17 protein-coding genes are annotated in these 19,733 nt (G+C 67.7%); 11 read left to right on the top strand and 6 right to left on the bottom strand.

Going from position 1 to position 19,733, the window contains the following annotated elements; translation table 11 throughout:
• The first annotated feature begins 2 nt into the window (after positions 1-2).
• From ASD71_RS05155 to ASD71_RS05130, 6 genes are all read left to right on the top strand, one after another.
• Positions 3-917, top strand: coding sequence for an HlyD family secretion protein (locus tag ASD71_RS05155; RefSeq protein WP_056560629.1), 915 nt, complete (start codon positions 3-5; stop codon positions 915-917).
• 68 nt (positions 918-985) lie between these two features.
• Positions 986-2,407 (top strand): efflux transporter outer membrane subunit, encoded by a 1,422-nt coding sequence (locus tag ASD71_RS05150; protein WP_056560626.1) that lies wholly within the window; start codon positions 986-988, stop codon positions 2,405-2,407.
• Positions 2,408-2,563: 156 nt separating this feature from the next.
• Positions 2,564-3,397 (top strand): hypothetical protein, encoded by an 834-nt coding sequence (locus ASD71_RS05145; RefSeq protein WP_056560624.1) that lies wholly within the window; start codon positions 2,564-2,566, stop codon positions 3,395-3,397.
• Between the two features lie 13 nt (positions 3,398-3,410).
• Positions 3,411-5,135, top strand: coding sequence for a thiamine pyrophosphate-binding protein (locus ASD71_RS05140; protein WP_056560621.1), 1,725 nt, complete (start codon positions 3,411-3,413; stop codon positions 5,133-5,135).
• Between the two features lie 59 nt (positions 5,136-5,194).
• Positions 5,195-6,172, top strand: a complete 978-nt coding sequence (locus ASD71_RS05135) for a tripartite tricarboxylate transporter substrate binding protein (RefSeq protein ID WP_056560617.1) — start codon at positions 5,195-5,197, stop codon at positions 6,170-6,172.
• Position 6,173: 1 nt separating this feature from the next.
• Positions 6,174-6,968, top strand: coding sequence for an SDR family NAD(P)-dependent oxidoreductase (locus tag ASD71_RS05130; protein WP_056560615.1), 795 nt, complete (start codon positions 6,174-6,176; stop codon positions 6,966-6,968).
• A gap of 31 nt (positions 6,969-6,999) precedes the next feature.
• On the opposite strand, the gene ASD71_RS05125 is transcribed toward ASD71_RS05130, so the two are convergent.
• Both ASD71_RS05125 and ypfH read right to left on the bottom strand, forming a co-directional pair.
• Entirely contained in the window at positions 7,000-7,791 is a 792-nt protein-coding gene (locus tag ASD71_RS05125) for an IclR family transcriptional regulator (RefSeq protein WP_056560612.1), read from the bottom strand.
• A complete protein-coding gene (gene ypfH / locus ASD71_RS05120) occupies positions 7,791-8,495 on the bottom strand; it encodes an esterase (protein WP_056560610.1) in 705 nt (234 codons plus the stop codon). Before ypfH ends, ASD71_RS05125 begins: the two co-directional genes overlap by 1 nt.
• 112 nt (positions 8,496-8,607) lie before the next feature.
• Here ypfH and ASD71_RS05115 point away from each other — a divergent pair, with 112 nt between their 5' ends.
• From ASD71_RS05115 to ASD71_RS05095, 5 genes are all read left to right on the top strand, one after another.
• Positions 8,608-10,089 (top strand): amino acid permease, encoded by a 1,482-nt coding sequence (locus ASD71_RS05115; RefSeq protein WP_056560607.1) that lies wholly within the window; start codon positions 8,608-8,610, stop codon positions 10,087-10,089.
• A 106-nt stretch (positions 10,090-10,195) separates the two neighbouring features.
• On the top strand, positions 10,196-10,900 hold the full coding sequence (gene imuA, locus ASD71_RS05110) for a translesion DNA synthesis-associated protein ImuA (protein ID WP_056560604.1): 705 nt from the start codon (positions 10,196-10,198) through the stop codon (positions 10,898-10,900).
• The gene (locus ASD71_RS05105; RefSeq protein ID WP_056560600.1) at positions 10,830-12,299 is read left to right on the top strand and encodes a DNA polymerase Y family protein; all 1,470 of its coding nucleotides are present in this window, start codon (positions 10,830-10,832) and stop codon (positions 12,297-12,299) included. Before imuA ends, ASD71_RS05105 begins: the two co-directional genes overlap by 71 nt.
• 1 nt (position 12,300) lies before the next feature.
• Positions 12,301-15,582 carry an error-prone DNA polymerase gene (locus tag ASD71_RS05100; protein ID WP_056560597.1) on the top strand — a complete coding sequence of 1,094 codons (3,282 nt, stop codon included), beginning with the start codon at positions 12,301-12,303 and terminating at the stop codon, positions 15,580-15,582.
• 561 nt (positions 15,583-16,143) lie between these two features.
• Positions 16,144-16,527, top strand: coding sequence for an I78 family peptidase inhibitor (locus ASD71_RS05095; RefSeq protein ID WP_056560594.1), 384 nt, complete (start codon positions 16,144-16,146; stop codon positions 16,525-16,527).
• Here ASD71_RS05095 and ASD71_RS05090 read toward each other — a convergent pair.
• Genes ASD71_RS05090 through ASD71_RS05075 form a run of 4 tightly spaced genes read right to left on the bottom strand, consistent with a single transcriptional unit; the run spans position 16,524 to position 19,688 of the window.
• The gene (locus ASD71_RS05090) at positions 16,524-17,531 is read right to left on the bottom strand and encodes a LysR family transcriptional regulator (RefSeq protein WP_156395083.1); all 1,008 of its coding nucleotides are present in this window, start codon (positions 17,529-17,531) and stop codon (positions 16,524-16,526) included. The two genes, ASD71_RS05095 and ASD71_RS05090, sit on opposite strands and share 4 nt — an antisense overlap.
• Before the next feature lie 39 nt (positions 17,532-17,570).
• Positions 17,571-18,305, bottom strand: a complete 735-nt coding sequence (locus ASD71_RS05085; RefSeq protein ID WP_056560588.1) for an amino acid ABC transporter ATP-binding protein — start codon at positions 18,303-18,305, stop codon at positions 17,571-17,573.
• 11 nt (positions 18,306-18,316) lie between these two features.
• On the bottom strand, positions 18,317-19,006 hold the full coding sequence (locus ASD71_RS05080; RefSeq protein ID WP_056566430.1) for an amino acid ABC transporter permease: 690 nt from the start codon (positions 19,004-19,006) through the stop codon (positions 18,317-18,319).
• Entirely contained in the window at positions 18,999-19,688 is a 690-nt protein-coding gene (locus tag ASD71_RS05075; RefSeq protein WP_056560585.1) for an amino acid ABC transporter permease, read from the bottom strand. The genes ASD71_RS05080 and ASD71_RS05075 overlap by 8 nt, the downstream gene beginning before the upstream one ends.
• Positions 19,689-19,733: the final 45 nt, after the last annotated feature.

The following is a 19,733-nucleotide window of genomic DNA, read 5'->3' as shown; positions in this document are numbered from 1 at the left end:
GTATGAAACTCCCCAATGCCCTTCGCCCTGCTGCTATCGGCAAGTTCGCAGTGACGGCCGTCGTCGTCGCCGCCGCCGCTTACGCCGGCTGGCAGCTTTGGGATCACTATGAAGTCGAACCCTGGACGCGCGATGGCCGCGTCAAGGCCTATGTCGTGCAGGTGGCGCCCGACGTCTCTGGCCTGGTGACCAGCGTGCCCGTGCACGACAACCAGGACGTGAAGGCCGGCGACCTCTTGTTCGAGATCGACCGCGCCCGCTTCCAGCTGGCGTACGACCAGGCCCAGGCCTCGGTCCGTTCGCAGCAGGTGGCGCACGACCAAGCGCTGCGCGATGCCAAGCGCAACCGCTCGCTGGGTCAGCTTGTCGCGGCCGAAGCCGTGGAACAGAGCCAGACCAAGGTGCAGCAGACCGAAGCCGCGCTTGCGCAGGCGCAGGTGCAACTGAACACCGCCCGCCTGAATCTGGAACGCAGCCGCGTCGTGGCCGCCAGCGATGGCCGCATCACCAACCTGGATCTGCGCGCGGGCTCCTACGCCACCGCCGGCCACGGCGTGATGGCGCTGGTGGATGCCGGTTCGTTCTACGTCGAAGGCTACTTCGAGGAAACCAAGCTGCCCGGCATCCACGAAGGCGACCCCGTCACCGTGACGCTGATGGGCGAACCGCGCCACATCCGCGGCCACGTCGAAAGCATTGCCCTGGGCATCGCGGACCGCGACCGCAGCACTGGCGCCAATCTGCTTCCCAACGTGAACCCGACCTTCAACTGGGTCCGCCTGGCGCAGCGCATTCCGGTGCGCGTGAAGATCGACGAGGTGCCCGAAGGCGTGCGCCTGGTCGCCGGCCAGACCGCCACCGTCTCGGTGGACGACCGCCCCGCGCAAGCCGCAGCCGCCGCGCCCCACTCTTCCTGACGCCAGCGCGCACCGACCCACTTTTGCGGAAATCCTCAAACGTTTATCGACGCCAAGCCGTACCTGCCATGAACACCAGACTCCTCCTCCCGCTGACGCTGGCCCTCGCGCTGGCCGGATGCGCCGCCGTCGGCCCCGACTACCAGGTGCCGCCGGAGGCCGTCTCCCAGCGGCCGAGCGCGCAATCCTCCTTTGTGGAGGCGCAGGCCGGCGTGTACCGGCAAGAGGCAGTCCCCGGCCACTGGTGGCGCCTGTACAACGACCCGGTGCTGGACGGCCTGGTGGAAAAGGCCCTGGCCGCGAACACCGACCTGCGCGTGGCCAGCGCCAATCTCGAACGCGCCCAGGCTGCCGTACAGGAAACGAAAGCCCAGCAGCAGCCCACGATCGGCGTCAATGCCTCGCCCACGTTCGGCCACGTTTCCGGCTTGCAGGAACTTCAGCCCGGCATCGATCCGCCGAACCGATGGTCGTATTCCACCGGCGCCAGCGTGTCGTATCAGCTGGACCTCTTCGGCCAGATCCGCCGCGCCGTGGAAGCCTCCACCGATGACGCGCAGGCCGCGCAGGCCGCGTACGACGCCACCCGCGTCACCGTCGCGGCCGAGACGGCGCGCGCCTACGCCAACATGTGCGCGGCAGGCATGCAGCTTGCCTCGGCGCAGCATTCCGTGCAGGTGCAGAAGGAATCGGTCGACGCCGTCAGCCGGCTGCAGCGCGCCGGCCGCGGCACCGCGCTGGACGTCACGCGGGCGCGCAGCCAGCTCGAACAATTGCAGGCCAACCTGCCGCCGTTCCAGGCGCAGCAGCGCACCGCGCTTTACCGCCTGGCTGCGTTGACCGGCCAGACGCCTGGCGAGATCCCGCCCGCCCTGCTGCAATGCGCCGCCGCGCCCAAGCTGACCGAAACGATCCCGGTCGGGGACGGCGCGGAATTGCTGCGCCGCCGTCCCGACATCCGCCAGGCCGAACGGACGCTGGCCGCCTCCACCGCCCGCATCGGCGTGGCCACGGCCGACCTCTACCCGAAGATCACGCTGGGCCTGTCCGCCGCATCCGGCGGCCCGGCCGCCATGTTCGGCGACCGCGGCACCTTCAGCTGGAGCGTGGGCCCGCTGATCTCGTGGACGGTTCCCAACACGGGCGCCGCGCAGGCCCGCATCGCCGAAGCCGAAGCCACCACCAAAGCTGCCGCCGCCCGTTTCGACGCGGCCGTGCTGAACGCCTTGCGCGAAACCGAAAGCGCGCTGGTCGTCTACGCCCGCCAACTGGACCGAGATACCGCCCTGCGCGCGGCCCGCGACCAAAGCGCGGAAGCGGCCTCGCAAGCGCGCCGCCTGTTCCAGTACGGCAAGACGGACTACCTGACCGTGCTGGACGCCGAGCGCACGCTGGCCAGCAATGAAAGCGCGCTGGCCGCATCGCAGGCGGATTTGAGCAGCGACCAGATCGCGTTGTTCCTGGCGCTCGGCGGCGGCTGGGAGAAGTAGCCCGCAAAAATTGATTTCCATATTATGGGGATGACATTGCTCTTCCCAAACCCGCGCTCCTAGAATCGTCCCAAGCCAATAACTACATCAGACGATTCGAAGACGCCGTTCCGGGCACACCGGCCGCGACGCTCTAGGATGGGGACAATTCATAATATGGAACAACCAGCAAGCGCCCGGGATGCGCGCGTGCTCGACAGCATCACCAAGCTCACGCCGCAAGATGCTGGACGCGTCGTGATCGCCGGGTCTCATGGCGGCAGCTATGCCGCCTACTGCGCGGCGCGCGGCGGCGTGCTGGCGGTCGTCCTGAACGACGCCGGCGTTGGCTGGATGCAAGCCGGCATTGCGGGCCTGGACGATCTGCAACGTTGGGGCGTGCCCGCCGCCACCGCAAGTTATCAAAGCTGCCGCATCGGCGACGGCGCGGACATGGCCCGGAACGGCGTCATCAGCTTTGTGAACGCGCTGGCGCAAGACCTGGGCGGCAAACCGGGCATGCCCGTCTCCGAGGCCGCCTCGCGGCTGGCGCGCGCGTCGCAGAGCGCCCGTCCGCTCGCCGACGTCAAGGAATCCCGCACTGTATTCAAGACAGGTCCGGACGGCGCCCCGCTGGTCGTCGGCGCCGACTCCGTCTCGCTGGTCGATTCGCGTGACGACGGCCTGATCGCCATCACGGCCTCGCACGGCGAACGGCTGGCCGGCCTGCAATCGGACGGCGTCCAGGCGTCGCCGCGCCTGGTCACCTTCAACGATGCGGGCATTGGCAAGGACAGCGCCGGGATCGGCCGCCTGCCTTTGCTTGACCAACGCGGCATTGCCGCCTTGACCGTGTCCGCGCACACCGCCCGCATCGGCAACGCCCGTTCCTGCTACGAGGAAGGAACCATTTCCTCTGCAAACGCCCGCGCCCGAGACCTGGGCTGCCGCGTCGGCGCACCGCTCAAAACCTTTATCGACGCCCTGCTGAGCGGGCGCGACACCTACTAGGAGCATCACCCGCATGTCCGAGAAACTGGAAATCACCGGCGGCGAGGCCATCGCCCGCATGTTCGCGGCGCACGACGTCGGCCTGATGTTCGGCATGGGCGGCTTTCAGCTGCTGCCGTTCTATGACGCGGCGCGCCGCCTGAAGCTGAATCACAACCTGATCAACGACGAGCGCTGCGCAGTGTTCGCCGCCGACGCCTACACCAAGGTCAGCGGCCGTCCCGGCGTGTGCGACGCGACGCTGGGTCCGGGCGCGACCAATCTGGTGACCGGCCTGGCCGAAGCCTACAACGCCGGCACGGCGCTGGTGGCGCTGGTCGGCGACTCGCACCGGATGCACTCGTGGAAGAACATGACGCAGGAAGCCCGGCAGCTGGAAGTGCTGCGTCCGGTCGTGAAAGACGTGCTGCGCGTGGAGATGGTCGAGCGCATTCCCGAGCTGGTGCGGCGCGCCTTCGCCGTGGCGACCAGCGGACGTCCCGGCCCCGTGGTGCTGGACGTGCCCGAAGACATCGCGCACGCGGTCCATGTCTTTGACGCCGATGAGTTTTATTCCAGCCCCAACTACCGGCGCTCGCCCGCGCTGCGCTGCCGGCCCTCGGCCGAGGACTTGGCGCAAGCCGCCAGCATGCTGGCCGGCGCCGCCCGCCCGCTGATGCTGTGCGGCGGCGGCGTGCACATCAGCGATGCCGCCGAGACCGTCCAGGCCTTCGCGCGCAAGTTCGGCATCCCCGTCGCCCACACCATGAGCGGCAAGGGCGCGATCGCCTGCAACGATCCGCTGAACGCGGGGCTGTTCGGCCGCTACAGCCGCATTGCCAACGACCTGATCGCCAAGTCGGACTGCCTGTTCGTCGTCGGCTGCAAGCTGGGCGAGGTGGCGACGCGCCGCTACGACCTGCTGGCCGCGGGCGCGCCGATCATCCATCTGGACATCGTGGCCGAGGAATTCGACCGCACCACCACGCCCGCCCTGCGGCTGTGGGGCGATGTGCGCGCCACGCTGGAAGACCTGGACACGCGCCTGGCCGCCCACGGCGAGCACGCCCGCCAACGCTACGTGGACGAGGTCGGCCAGGCCATGCACACCTGGCGCGAATCGGTGAACGCCAAGCTGACGTCGGCCGACCGGCCCGTGGGCATGGCGCGGCTGATGCAAGAGATCAATGCCTCGCTGCCGGAAGACGGCATCCTGGTTGCCGACGGCGGCTTCGCGGCGCACTGGGGCGGACTGCTGTTCGACACCAAGCGCGCGGGCCGCGGCTTCGTGCCGGACCGGGGCTTTGCTTCCATTGGCTACGGCATCCCCGGCGCAATCGGGGCGGCCGCGGCGGCCCCCGGACGCCAGGTGGTCAGCCTGACCGGCGACGGCGGCTGCAACATGTCGCTCGGCGAACTGGAGACCGCGGTGCGCATGAAGCTGGCCTTCACGCTGGTCGTGGTCAACAACGCGGCGTCGGGTTATATCAAGGCGCTGCAGCACCTGATGTACGGCCCGGGCAGCTACCAGTCTTCGGATCTGGTCGACACCAACTACGCCAACGTGGCGCGCGCGCTGGGCTGCAACGGCATCCGCGTCGAGGACCCCGCGGAGCTGCCGGCCGCGCTGGCAGAGGCGTATGCCTGCAAGGACCGCCCCACCATCCTGGACGTGGTGGTCACGCGCGACCCCGCGCACATGTTGCCGGGCGTGGACAGCCGGGCGGCCAAGATCAAGCCGGGCGACCGCATCGCCTGACGGTGGCGCGCAACGCCTGGTTCGACACACAACAAAATCAAGCAAGGAGACAACCCATCATGAAGCGCAGAACCTGGATCAAGCTGGCGGCCGCCGCTGCAACGCTGTCGCTGGCGGGCGCCGCCGCGGCGCAGGCCACCTACCCCGACCGCCCCATCCGCCTGATCGTGCCCTTCCCGCCCGGCGGCACGTCCGACGTGGTCGGCCGCATCTTTGCCGAGGCGCTGGCCAAGCAGATCGGCCAGCCCGTCGTGGTGGAAAACCGGGGCGGCGCGGGTGGCACCGTGGGTAGCCGCGCCGTGGCCTCGGCTGCGCCGGACGGTTATACGCTTCTGCTGGGCACGTCCAGCACCAACGGCACCAATCCCGCCGTGTACAAGAACCTGCCCTACGACGCGGTAAAAGACTTCACGCCGGTCACGCAGATCATCCGGGTGCCGGGCGTGATTGTGGTGAACAAGAACTTTCCCGCCAAGGACTATGCGTCGTTCACCGCCTTGATCAAGGGCGCGCCGGGCAAGTATTCCTACGCGTCGTCCGGCAACGGCGGCGCCACGCACATGGCGATGGAGTACTACAAGTCGCTGTCCGGCCTGGACATGATGCACGTGCCTTACCGTGGCACCGGTCCCGCGCTGAACGACGTGATCGCCGGTCAGGTGCCCATCCTGTGGGATACGGCCGCGTCGTCGATGGCGCACATCCAGTCGGGCAGCCTGCGCCCGATCGTGGTGGCCGCCAAGTCGCGCCTGCCGCAATTGCCCGACGTACCCACCTTCGCGGAAGTGGGTTTGCCCGACTATGACGCGGAAATGTGGAACGGGCTGCTGGCGCCTGCCGGCCTGCCCAAGGACGTGCTGGCCAAGCTCAACGACGCGTCGCGCAAGGCGCTGGCGGACAAGGACGTGCAGGCCAAGTACGCCGGTGTTGGCGCGTATGTTGTCGCCGACAAGCCCGAGGCCTTTGCCGCGATGATCCAGGACGACGTGACCAAGTGGAAGAAGGTGGCCGACTTCGCCCACATCTCGGCGGAATGACATGGGCGAGCGGCTGAAAGACAAGGTGGCGCTGGTGTTTGGCGCGGGGTCGTCCGGCCCGGGCTGGGGCAACGGCAAGGCCGCGGCGGCGCTGTATGCGCGTGAAGGCGCGCGGGTCTTCGCGGTGGACGTCAGGTCCGAGGCCGCGCGCGAGACGTGCGCCCTCATCGAGGCCGAAGGCGGCCGTTGCCAGGCGTTGACCGCCGACGTGACGGACTCCGCGCAGATCCAGGCCGCGGTTGCCGCCGTGCTGGCGGCCGCCGGGCGCATCGACGTGCTGCACAACAACGTGGGCATCACCGAAATGGGCGATCCCATCGAGGCCAGCGAGGAAAGCTGGCATCGCGTGCTGGACACCAACCTGACGGGCGTGTTCCTGACCTGCAAGCATGTGCTGCCCGCCATGCTGGCGCAGGGCTCGGGCAGCATCGTCAACATTTCGTCGCTGGCCTCGATCCAGGTCAATTCGTATCCGTACACCTCGTACTACGCGGCCAAGGCGGGATTGAACCATCTGACGCGGTCGCTGGCGGTGCGCTACGCGCCGGACAACATCCGCGTGAACGCCGTCCTGCCCGGCGTCATCGACACCCCGTTGATCTACAAGCAGATCGCGGGGCAATTCGACGACGTCGAGGAGATGCGGCGGCGGCGCAATGGCGCCAGCCCGATGGGGCGGATGGGGGATGCGTGGGATGTTGCCCATGCCGCGCTGTTTCTGGCGAGCGACGAGGCCAAGTACATCACCGGCGTCTGCCTGCCGGTGGATGGCGGCAAGGCCTGCGCGGGGCGCTGACGCGCTCGGCCTTGCGCCCGCCGCGCGGCGGTCAGACGCGCGGCGCCAGGTCCGCCGACAATTCCGAGGCCGCACGCTGCAATGCGGCCACCACATCGGTCAGGCGCGCGCCGGAAAGACGTGAGCGAATCGCCGCCACGCTCAACGCCGCCACCACGTGCTGTTCGCGGTCGAACACCGGCACGCCCACGCCCAGCATGTCGGGAATGATGCGGCCCGGGTTGAGCGCATAGCCATTCTTGCGCGCGGCGGCGATGTCCTCGCGCAGCATGTCGGTGGACGGCAGATCGGGCGCCGCGCTGGCGTCATAGCGCGCCAGCACACGATCGATATCGTCGTTGGGCAGGAACGCCAGCAACGCCAGGCTGCCCGCCCCCACGCCCAGCGGGCGGCGGTGGCCGACTTCCAGCGTCAGGATCTTGATGGGAAAGTCGCCGGTCTTGCGGTCCACGCAGACCGCTTCGTGTCCCGAGCGCACGGACAGGAAGCTGGTGTCGCCCGTGGATTGCGCAAGCCGGAGCACGGCGGATTCGGCGATGGCCTTGATGCCGTGCCGGCTCTCGGCCGCCAGCCCCAGGATGTAGGATTCGCGGCCAAGGCTGTAGGTCTTGAGCCGGGGATTGAGCGACAGAAAGCCTTCCTGCAGCAAGGCCGACAGCATGCGGTGCGCGGTGGGCGGCGTCAGGCCCACATCGCGCACGACGTCGGTCAGGCCCACGCCGCGCGCCGGCGCCGCCCCGACGTATTTAAGAATGCGCAGCACGCGGAAAATGCTTTGCGCGCCGCCGACGGCGTCGGCCGCGCGTTGGGGCAAACCTCCCATCAATGCACCGTCGTGCCGTCCGGCGGCGTCTGGTTCAGGCCCAGCGCGGCCTCCCAGCTGCGCAGCGGCACGCAGGTCTGCAGGCGGACGATGGCTCGCTGGATCAGGGCGGGATGCAGTTCGTGGCCCACGTGGGTGGCGATGTCGATGGTGGAGTCGCCGTGCAGTTCGGCCAGGCGGGCCTGCGCCGCCTGCGCCTGCGAAACGCTCATGACCGCGTCGTCGGCGCCGTGCAGCAGATGAATCGTGGTGTATAGCGGGGCGTTCTTGGGCAGTTGCGCGTAGCGGCCCGAGAACGCGATGACGCGGCCGGCCATGCCGTCGTGCGCCTGCACCAGCTCCAGCGCCATGATGGCGCCCTGCGAAAAGCCGGCCACCGCGGTGTCGGACTGCAGCAGGCCGAAGCGCGCCTGGGCTTCGCGCACGTAGGTTTCCAACTGCGGCATGGCCTGGGCCACGCGCTCGGCGCGGTTGTCTTCGGTGACGCCGCGCACGGAGAACCACTGCCGGCCCGCGCCGCCGCCGTCAAAGGCCTCGAAACCTTCGGGGATCAGCACGGCCGCGGTCGGAAAGGCCGCGCGCACCGCCTGGGCCAGGGGCTCCAGGCTGGCGGGCGACCCGCCCACGCCGTGCAGCAGGATGAAGAGCTGGCGCACGTCGACGCCCGGATCGGGAAGAAATTCGATAGAACTGGAAGACGCCATGAAACTGCTCCGTGCTGGCCTGAGACGGTGGGACTGCGCCCCGATTGCCGCATTGTAAAATGCGCCGCGCCCGGCATCGTACCGATGACGCGGGCCACCCTACACCTTCGTAATGCACACACCGAACATCGACTCGGGCGCCGCCGCGCCTGCCAGCAATACTGCCGACAACAATCAGCTGCACCGCGTGCTCAAGGCGCGCCACCTCACGATGATAGCGCTGGGCGGGGCCATCGGCACCGGCCTGTTCGTCGCTTCCGGCGCGGCCATCGCGCAAGCGGGTCCGGGCGGCGCGCTGATGGTCTATCTGGTGATCGGCCTGATGGTGTACTTCATCATGACCAGCCTGGGCGAGCTTGCCACGTTCATGCCGGTGTCCGGGTCGTTCTGCACTTATGCGTCGCGCTACGTCGATCCGGGCTTCGGCTTTGCGCTGGGCTGGAATTTCTGGGTGAGCTGGGCCACAGTGGTGGCGGTGGACGTGGTGGCGGCGCAGCTCGTCATGGCGTACTGGCTGCCGGACACCCCAGGATGGATATGGAGCGTGGCCTTCCTGGCGCTGACCTTTGGGCTGAACGCCTTCTCGGCACGCAGCTTCGGCGAGGCGGAATACTGGTTCGCCATCATCAAGGTGGTGGCGGTGCTGTGCTTCATCGTGGTGGGCGTGGCGATGCTGGCCGGCATCATCCACGGCGGCGGGCCGGTGGGCATGGACAACTGGAAGGTGGGCGACGCGCCCTTCGTCGGCAACGCGGCGACGTGGGTGGGCGTGGCGATGGTGGTGGCCTATTCCTTTCAGGGCACCGAACTGGTGGGCGTGGCGGCCGGCGAATCCGAAAACCCCCTGCGCAACGTGCCGCGCGCAATCAACAGCGTGTTCTGGCGCATCCTGCTGTTCTATGTGCTGGCCATCCTGATCATCGGCCTGCTGGTGCCCTACACCGATCCGCAACTGCTGCGCAACGAGGTCGAGGACATCGCGGTCAGCCCCTTCACGCTGGTGTTCGAGCACGCGGGCCTGCTGTCGGCGGCCACGGTGATGAACGCGGTGATCCTGACCTCGGTGCTGTCGGCCGGCAATTCGGGCATGTATGCGGCGACGCGGATGCTGTTCAACATGGCGGCCGAGGGCCAGGCGCCCGCGCTCTTCAAGCGGCTCACCCCGCGCGGCGTGCCGCTGTATGCGCTGCTGGCCACGACGCTGCTGGCGTGTCTGTGCCTGTTCAGCGTGGTGTACAGCCCGAAGGCCGTCTACATCTGGCTGCTCAATTTCGCGGGGATGACGGAATTCATCGTGTGGCTGAGCATCGCGGTCAGCCATTACCGCTTCCGTCAGGGCTACGTGAAGCACGGTTACGACACCGCCAACCTGCCGTACAAGGCGGGACTTTTTCCGTTCGGGCCGCTGCTGGCCTTCGTGCTGTGTCTGGTGGTCACGCTGGGACAGAACTATCAGGCGTTCCTGGAAGAACGCATCGACTGGATCGGCGTGGTGTCGACGTACCTGGCCATTCCGCTGTTCCTGGGACTGTGGATCGGCCACCGGCTGCTGCGCGGCTCGCGCTGGGTGAAGTACCAGGACATGCGGTTCTAGCACTTTTCGGGGCACTTTTCGGGGCACTTTTCGATACGTCCGGCCGGCGCAAAGCCCGGTACAATACTGTATATTCATACAGGTATTGAGCACCAGGCGCTTTGCCATGCAGCCCCCCGAACATATCCATCCCGCGTTGTGGCGCGCCACGCAGTTGGCCAAAGGCGCCGCACGCACCCTGCCAACCGGGCACGCGGCGCTGTCGGCCGAACTGCCGGATAACGGCTGGCCGCTCGGATCGCTCGTCGAACTGCTCACCCCCCATCCCGGCATCGGAGAAATCCGCCTGCTGCGTCCGGCGCTGGCCCAATTGGAAACGCGGCGTCCCATTGCCCTGGTGCAGCCGCCGCACGTGCCGCACATCGCCAGCTGGATGAGCTGGCGGCTGGATCCCCGGCAACTGCTCTGGGTGGCGCCCGAAAAACCGGTCGATGCGCTGTGGGCCAGCGAACAGATCCTGAAAAACGCCAGTTGCGGCGCGCTGATCTGCTGGCTGCCCCACGTGCGCCCCGAATCCCTGCGCCGCCTGCACCTGGCCGCCCAGGCCAGCGACCTGCTGTTCATCGCCGTGCGACCGTCCCGCGCCGCGCAGACCGCCACGCCCGCCGCCTTGCGGCTGGCGCTGGCGCCCGCGCCCGGCGGCCTGTCCGTCCACATCCTGAAGCGCCGGGGGCCTGTCTGCGACACCCCACTCTACGTGGGCCTGGAGCCCGGCGCGCTTACTCCCTCTTCTCCCCGCCATGCGCCTCTGGATCGCCGCCTACCTGCGCTGCCTGCCGCTGGACGCCCTACGCCCGCACTGGCCGCATGAACAGGAGGCGTTCGCCGTTCTGGATCAGGAACGGGTCGCCGCCCTGACGCCCGCCGCCCGCCAGGCCGGCGTGACGCCCGGCATGCGCCGCGCGGGCGCGGTGGCCATCGCCCCTGGCGTGGAACTGCTGCCCCGCAATGCGCTGGCCGAGGCCGACGCCCTGCACGGCGCGGCGCTGGCCCTCTTGCAGTACACCCCCGAAATCGCCCTGGCCGACGGCGACACCGTGCTGCTGAACGTGGGCGCCAGCCTGATGTTCTTTCGGGGGCCGCGGGCGCTGAGCCGACGGGTCGCCGCCACGCTGCGCGCGCTGGATCTGCGGGTGTCGCTGGGCATGGCGCCCACGGCCAAGGGCGCTTGGCTGCTAGCGCGGCGCGCCGGCCGGCGCGTTCCCCGCCGCACACTGAAGCTGTCCACCCTGGCGCGGCGGCTCGATGCCCTGCCGCTGTCGCTGCTGCCCCAGGCGCAAGACCGCCGCAACTGGCTGGACGACATCGGTTGCCACACGCTGGCGCACCTGCGCGCCCTGCCCCGCGCGGGCCTGCAGCGGCGCAGCGCGCCCGATCTGCTGCAGGCGCTGGACGCCGCTTACGGCCAGGTACCCGAACTCTACCGCTGGCTCGAACCGCCCAACCAGTTTTCGCGGCGGATCGAGCTCATGGACTACATGGAGAACACCAGCGCCGTGCTGGCCGTGGCGGGCCGGCTGGCCGAGCAGCTGGGCGGCTGGCTGACCGCCCGCCAACTGGCCGTGCGGCGCGTGGTGCTCAGCATGGACCACGAACGCGGCCGCCACGCCCGCCCGCCCACCGAACTTGAAGTGGCCCTGGCCCAGCCCATCTGGCAGGCGCCCCAGCTGCTGCATCTGCTGCGCGAAAAGCTCAACCACTTCACGCTGGAAGCCCCCGTCATCGCCGTGACGCTGCACGCGCCCGACACCGTCGAGCAGCCCGCCGCCAGCACCACGCTGTTCCCCGAGCCGGGCGGCACCGCCGCCGACCACGCGCGGCTCCTGGACCTGCTGGTGGCGCGGCTGGGCCGCGACCGGGTGCGCCATGCCCAGCCCACCGCCGACCACCGCCCCGAAGCCGCCAACGCTTGGGGCGACGCGCTTGCCGCGCCCGAACGCCCCGTCCCTCTTCCGCCGCTGCTCGACCGCCCGTTCTGGCTGCTGGAAACCCCGCAGCCCCTCAAGCTGTCGGGCCATCGCCCCCACTACGCCGGCCAGGCGCTGCGGCTGATGCGCGGCCCGGAACGCATCGAAAGCGGCTGGTGGGACCCCGCCCTGACCGTGCGCGATTACTTCGTCGCCGAAGACGCGGCGGGCGCGCGCTACTGGATTTACCGCGAGCGCGACGCCGAGGACGCGCGCTGGTTCCTGCACGGACTGTACGCCTGACATGCGCATGGACGACGACGCCCCCGATCCGCTGGACCCCGCTGAGGTCCTGGCCCAGTTGCCCGGCTATGCCGAGCTGCAATGCCAGTCCAATTTTTCTTTCCTGCAAGGCGCCTCGCACCCCGAGGAACTGGCCGCGCGGGCGGCCGAGCTCGGCTACGCCGCGCTGGCCCTGACCGACGAGTGCTCACTGGCGGGCGTGGTGCGGGCCCACACCGAAGCCAAAACCCTCAAGCTGCCGTTCATCGTCGGCGCCACGTTCCAGCTGCGCGCCGCGCCCGACGCCGCACCGCTCGGCCTGACCCTGCTGGCACAGACCCGCGAAGGCTACGGCAACCTGTCGGAATTCATCACGCTGGGCCGCACCCGGGCGCCCAAGGGCGAGTACCGCCTTTCCCCGCAAGACCTTGCCGATCCGCCAGCCGGCCACGCGCATCTGCGCAGTCTGCCGGAATGCCTGGCCATCCTGACGCCCGCCTACGGCACCGACGCCGACCGCATGGCCGACCAGGCCCGCTGGCTGGCGCGCGTCTTTCCGGGCCGCGCGTGGGTGGGGCTGAATCTGCTGCATCAGTCGCGCGACGACCTGCACCGCGCCGCCGTCGAGCACGCGGCCCAGGCCTCGCAACTGCCGATCGTGGCGGTCGGCCAGGTGCAGATGCATGTCCGCTCGCGCAAGCCGCTGCACGACACACTGACCGGCATCCGCACCCGCCAGCAGGTGTCGCAATGCGGCTACGAACTCTCGGGCAATGCCGAACAACACCTGCGCAGCCGCATGCGGCTGGCCAGCCTGTATCCGCCCGACGCGCTGGCGCAGACCCTGGCGGTTGCGCGCCGCTGCACGTTTTCGCTGGACGAGCTGCATTACGAATACCCCGACGAGATCGTGCCGCCCGGCCACACGCCGGCCAGCTACCTGCGCCAGGAAGCACTGGCCGGGGCCGCCCGGCGCTTTCCCCAGGGTGTGCCCGACAGCGTCACGGCGCAGATCGACAAGGAACTGGAGCTCATCGCGGACCTCAACTACGAGGCCTACTTCCTGACCGTCTACGACATCGTGCAGTTCGCCCGCAACGCCGGCATCCTGTGCCAGGGCCGGGGCTCGGCCGCCAACTCCGCCGTGTGCTATTGCCTGGGCATCACCGCGGTGGACCCGCAGCGCGGCAACAACCTGTTCGAACGTTTCATCAGCAAGGAACGCAACGAACCGCCCGACATCGACGTCGACTTCGAACACCAACGCCGCGAAGAAGTCATCCAGTACATCTACGGCAAATACGGCCGTGACCGCGCCGCCCTGACCGCAGTGGTCATCTCGTACCGACCGCGCAGCGTGCTGCGCGACACGGGGCGCGCGCTGGGCGTGGACCCGGGCGTCATCGACGCCGTGGCCCGCGCGCACCAATGGTGGGACGGCAAGAAGGAAATGCTGCGCACGCTGGGCGCCTGCGGCCTGGACCCGGAATCCCAGGTGGCGCGCCAGTGGGCGTCGCTGGCGCAGACCATGATGGGCTTTCCGCGCCATCTGTCGCAGCATCCGGGCGGCTTCGTGATTTCACGCGGCAAGCTCTCGCGCCTGGTGCCCATCGAGAACGCCGCCATGGAAGACCGCAGCGTCGTGCAATGGGACAAGGACGACCTGGACGCGCTGAAGCTGCTGAAGGTCGACGTCCTGGCGCTGGGCATGCTGTCGGCCCTGCGCCGCACGCTCGAACTGGCCAGCCAGCGCCGCGGCCAGCCGCTGGCCCTGCAGGACATCCCGGAAGGCGACACCCCGACCTACGACATGATCTGCGACGCCGACACCATCGGCGTCTTCCAGATCGAATCGCGCGCCCAGATGACGATGCTGCCGCGCCTGAGGCCACGCGAATACTACGACCTGGTGGTGCAGGTGGCGATCGTGCGCCCGGGACCGATCCAGGGCGGCATGGTCCACCCCTACCTGCGGCGGCGCCAGGGCAAGGAAGACGAAACCTACCCCAGCGAAAAAGTGCGCGGCGTGCTCAGCCGCACCATGGGCGTGCCCATCTTCCAGGAACAGGTCATGCAGATCGCCGTCGTGGCCGCCGGTTTCTCGCCGGGCGAGGCAGACCAGTTGCGCCGGTCGATGGCGGCTTGGCGGCGCAAGGGTGGCGTGGACAAGTTCCGCGTCAAGCTGGTGGGCGGGCTGCTGGCGCACGGTTACACGCTGGATTTTGCCGAAGCCCTGTTCCGTCAGGTGGAAGGGTTTGGCGAGTACGGCTTTCCGGAAAGCCATGCCGCCAGCTTCGCCCTGCTGGCGTATGCCAGTTCCTGGCTCAAGCGCCACGAACCGGAAGCCTTTCTGGCCGCCCTGCTCAATTCCCAGCCCATGGGGTTCTACGCGCCCGCGCAACTGGTGCAGGACGCGCGCCGTCACGGCGTCTGCGTGCTGCCCGCCGACGTGACGGTGAGCGGCTGGGATTCCGTGCTGGAAACGCTGCCCGACGGCCATCCCGGCGCCCGGCGGCGCGCGCATGAACACGCTCCGGGCGTCGATACGCCGGGCGTCGGTACGCCGGACGTCGGTACGCCGGACGTTACGCCCCGCCCCGCCGTGCGGCTGGGACTCAGCCTGCTGCAGGGCATGCGCGAGGACACCGCCCGCCGCATCGAGGCCGCCCGGGCCGACGCGCCCTTTGCCAACACCGCCGACCTCGCCCGCCGCGCTGGCCTGAACCGCCACGACCTGAACGCGCTGGCCGCGGGCGATGCATTGCGCACGCTGGCTGGCCATCGGCGCCAGGCCAGCTGGGAGGCCGCGGCCAGCGTGCAAAGCCGCGACCTGCTGTGGGACGCCGAAATCGTGGACGCCCAGGCCCCGCAACTGTCCGCCCCCTCCGAAAGCCAGACCGTGGCCGCCGACTACCGCAGCGTCGGCCTGACCCTCCACAGCCATCCCGTGTCGCTGCTGCGCCCCCAACTGGCCGCACGCAACTTCCAGCCCGCCTCGGTGCTGAACGGCTATCCCAACAAGCGCATCGCGCGCGCCTGCGGCATCGTCACCGTGCGCCAGCGCCCCCAGACCTCCAAGGGCGTCATCTTCGTGACCCTCGAAGACGAGACCGGCCCGGTCAACGTGGTGGTCCGGCCCGACCTGATCGAACGCCAGCGCCGCGAACTCCTGGGCGCCACCCTGCTGGGAGTATTCGGGTCTTGGCAAAGCGTGGACGGCGTGCGCCACCTGATCGCGCAAAGGCTGGTCGACATGTCCGACCTGCTGGGCGGGCTGTCGTCGCAGAGCCGCGACTTCCATTGAAGATGCGGGTGCAACTTGAAGGTGTCTGACACCCTCGAAACACCCTTCAAGCCCGGGTGTCAGACACCTGGCCAAGAAGCACAACTGCAACTTGAAGGTGTCTGACACCCTTGAAACACCCTTCAAGCCTAAGACCATCCATACGGGTGTCAGACACCTGGCCAAAAAGTACAGGTGCAATTCGAAGGTGTCTGACACCCTTGAAACACCCTTCATACCTGAAGACCATCCATACGGGTGTCAGACACCTGGCCAAGAAGCACAGRTGCAACTTGAAGGTGTCTGACACCCTTGAAACACCCTTCAARCCTGAAGACCATCCATACGGGTGTCAGACACCTGGCCAAGAAGCACAGGTGCAACTTGAAGGTGTCTGACACCCTTGAAACACCCTTCAAGCCTGAAGACCGTCCATACGGGTGTCAGACACCTGATGCGACCTGATGCGCGGCCAGCCGTCTGCCGCTGTTGCCCGGTTGCACATGCCCGCCGCGCCTTGAGCACAGCGCCTCGCCGCTGGTCTATCATGGCTTTTTGTCCGCTCGTTGTAAGGAGTCCTACATGATCCGCAAGCTGATCCCCTTCCTGCTGGTTGCCAGCCTGGCTGCGTGCGCCAATACCGGTGGTTCGCGCACGTCCAGCGCGACGGCTTCCAGCGCTTCGAGCGCGTCCTCTTCATCGAGCACCGGCGCCGGCGCTTCCTACGGTTCGTCTTCGGCCATTCCGGGCAGCAGCACCGGCAAGAGCTGCGACGCTGGCGCCCTGCAATCGCAGATCGGCCAGAAAGCCACGCCCTCCCTCATGGAAGACCTGCGCACGCGCAGCGGCAGCGCCACTGCGCGCATGCTGCGCCCGGGCCAGCTTGTCACCATGGAATACAACAACACCCGCCTGAACCTCATCGTCGACGACAAGGATGTGATGACGGCGATCCGCTGCGGTTAAATCTGCCCCTCGGCCGGGTCCCGATCCGGCCCATCGCCTTCTGCCTCGATGGGCCGCGCTGCCGGCGGCACATGGGGCAGGAAGGCACCGGCCACCTCGAACGCGCATTCCTCGCGCGCAATGTCGATCACCCGGGACACCACCGGATTGACGATGTTCTTCTTGTGCACCGCGTAGTAATTGATCATCGGCAGGTCCGGCTGCACATTCAGCTGGCACAACGCCCCGCGCGCCACCAGCGGCGCGAAATACGCGCCCGGCAGATAGCTGATGCCCAATCCCAGCATGGTCAGCTGGGCCATCATGCCCAGGCTGTTGCACGTCAACACCCGCTTGACCGGCATTCCCTGCTCCGCGAACCACGCGTCATACAGATGCGATAGCGCCGAGTTGGTGGGCTGGGAAATCACCGGATAGGGCGCCAGATCCTGCGGCGTCAGCGCGGCGGCCACATCGATGCCCAGCGCCGGACTGGCCATCCAGACATTAGTGACCGCGCCCAGGTGCGTGCAATCGTACTGGTAACCCCAGAACGGGCCGGGCATGATCGCCAGATCCAGTTCGTCCTGCTCCAGCCGCTCGTAAAGGGTGATGCCGCCATCGATCTCGGGCATCAGTTGCACACGCGGGTAGCGCTGGCTGATCTGGTTGATCAGCCCCGCCAGCCAGGTCATGCCAACCAGTTCGGTCACGCCCAGGCGCACCACGCCTTCGAAGCTGGCCGGATCGGCCATGTTCTGGACGATCCGGCTGTTCAGCTCCAGCATCTGGCTAGCTAGTTCGAACAGCTTGCGGCCCTGCGGGGTCATCAGGAGTTTCTTGGCGCGCCGCTCGAACAGGGGCGCGCCGGCAAAGGCCTCGAGTTCCCCCACCCGTTTGGCCACGGCCGATTGGGTGGTGTGCAGCTTGCGCGACGACGCGCTGAAGCTGCCCAGTTCGGAACTCCAGTAGAAGGCCTCCAGTTGCTTGAGGGTGTACATCGCCGCGGTCGAAGAAAAGCGCATGAAACCCCCAACATTACCACCGCGGCCGATCGGCCCGGATCAACCCCGCGGATGCAGGATGTCCGCCAAGAAGCGCTGGGCGCGCGGATGCGCCGGGGCGCTGAAGAAGCGCTCGGGCGTATCCATTTCCAGGATTTCGCCCGCATCCATGAACACCACGCGATCGCACACGTCTCGCGCAAAGCCCATTTCGTGCGTCACGCACACCATCGTCATGCCGTCCTTGGCCAGGCCCTTCATCACCTGAAGCACCTCGCCCACCATTTCCGGATCGAGTGCGCTGGTCGGCTCGTCGAACAGCATGACCGGCGGCTGCAGGGCCAACGCGCGCGCGATCGCCACGCGCTGCTGCTGCCCGCCGGACAGCGATCCCGGATAGGCGTCGATCTTGTGCGCCAGCCCCACGCGATCGAGCAGGCTGCGCGCCAGCTCAACGGCTTCCTTGCGCGGCTGCTTGCGGATGCTCACGGGCGCGAAGATCACGTTTTCCAGCACGCTCATGTGCGGGAACAGGTTGAACTGCTGGAACACGAAGCCGATCTTCTGGCGCAGCGCGTTCAGGTTGGCGCCCTTGCCGTAGATATCCGCGCCATCGATCAGGATGCGGCCCTTTTCGATGGGTTCCAGCCGGTTGATCGTGCGGATCATCGTGGACTTGCCGGACCCCGATGGTCCGCACACCACCAGCACCTCGCCGCGCGCGACCGACAGGTCCACGTCCTTGAGCACATGATGCTCGCCGTACCACTTGTTCACTTTCTCGAGATTGATCATGTTTTGTTCCTTTAAGCCATTGCCCGCGTGCGGCGGATACGCAGGTCCAGCCAGCTCAAACCGCGGCTCAGACTGAAGCACACGATGAAGTAGATGATGGCCAGAATGCCGAACACCTGCAGCGGCTGGGTCAGCACCAGGTTGTTGACCTGGTTGGCGGCGAAAGTCAGTTCGTTGACGCTGATGACGTAGCCCAGCGAGGTTTCCTTGACGGTGGACACGAACTGGCTGGTCATGCTGGGCAGCACGTTGAACAGCGCTTGCGGCAGCACCACCTTGCGCATCGTCGTCCAGTAGCCCACGCCCAGCGAGCGCGAGGCTTCGATCTGGCCGCGCGGCACCGCCTCGATGCCGGAACGGATCACCTCGGACAGGTAGGCGCTTTCATAGACAACCAGGGCAAAGATCAGCGTCCAGAAGCCGCTGACCACCTGGCCCGTGATCTTGGGCACCACGAAGTAGGCCCAGAAGATCAGCATCAGCAGCGGCATGCCGCGCACCACATTGACCAGCACCTTGCTGGCCGTGCGCAGCCATCCGTAGGGGCTTACCCGGGCCAGCGCGATCAGGAGCGCCAGCGGCAGGGACATCGCCAGACCCAGCGCGGCCAGGATCAGCGTCAGCGCCAGTCCGCCCAGCGGGCCGTTGGGGTATTGGCCCACGAGCAGCGTGGGCCAGTATTGCATCAGGAGATCAAGCACCATGGCCTCCGCGGTTCAGACGATAACGGGCGTAGATGCGCGATCCGAGCGCCATGATCAGGAACGATCCCAGCAGGTACATGATCGTCGCCGCGCCGAAGGTGGCGAAGGTGCGGTAGGTCTCGTTTTCGATTTCCCGCGCCTGGTAGGTCAGCTCCATCACGCCGATCGCCATGGCCACGCTGGTGTTCTTGAAGAGCAGCAGCGCGCGGCCGACCAGCGGCGGAATGGAAATGCGCAGCGCCTGCGGCACGATCACGAAGCGCATGCATTGCAGATAGCTGGCGCCCAGCGCGCGGGCGGCCTCGAACTGGGTGCCGGGAATGGCGCGCAGACCGCTGCGGATGTCTTCGGCAATGTAGGCAGCCGACCCCAGCGCCAGCGCGATCGCGGCCAGCGACATTTCGGCGTTGTGCGCGTACAGCCACATCCGGAATCCTTCGGGCAGCAGCTCGGGCATGCCGAAGTACCAGAACAGCACCTGCACCAGCAGCGGCACGTTGCGGTGATATTCCACATAGGCGTCGACCAGCCAGCGGCACGGCGCCAGATTGGTGGCGCGCACCACCACCAGCGTCACCGCGATGGAAAACGCCATGACCCATGCAACCAGGAACAATTGCACGGTGACCGCCATGCCGCTGAGCAGCAGTTGGTATTGGGAAGCGTCTAGAAAGCTCATAAACCTGTCAATCTCCTGCGTTCGGGCGCGCAACGCCAAGCATCA

Origin of the sequence: Achromobacter sp. Root565 (assembly GCF_001427425.1) — a bacterium.
In the GTDB taxonomy this organism is placed as follows: Bacteria; Pseudomonadota; Gammaproteobacteria; order Burkholderiales; family Burkholderiaceae_B; genus Achromobacter; species Achromobacter spanius_D.
The sequence above is the reverse complement of the archived record's forward strand: the minus strand, read 5'-3'. Positions and strand labels throughout refer to the sequence as shown.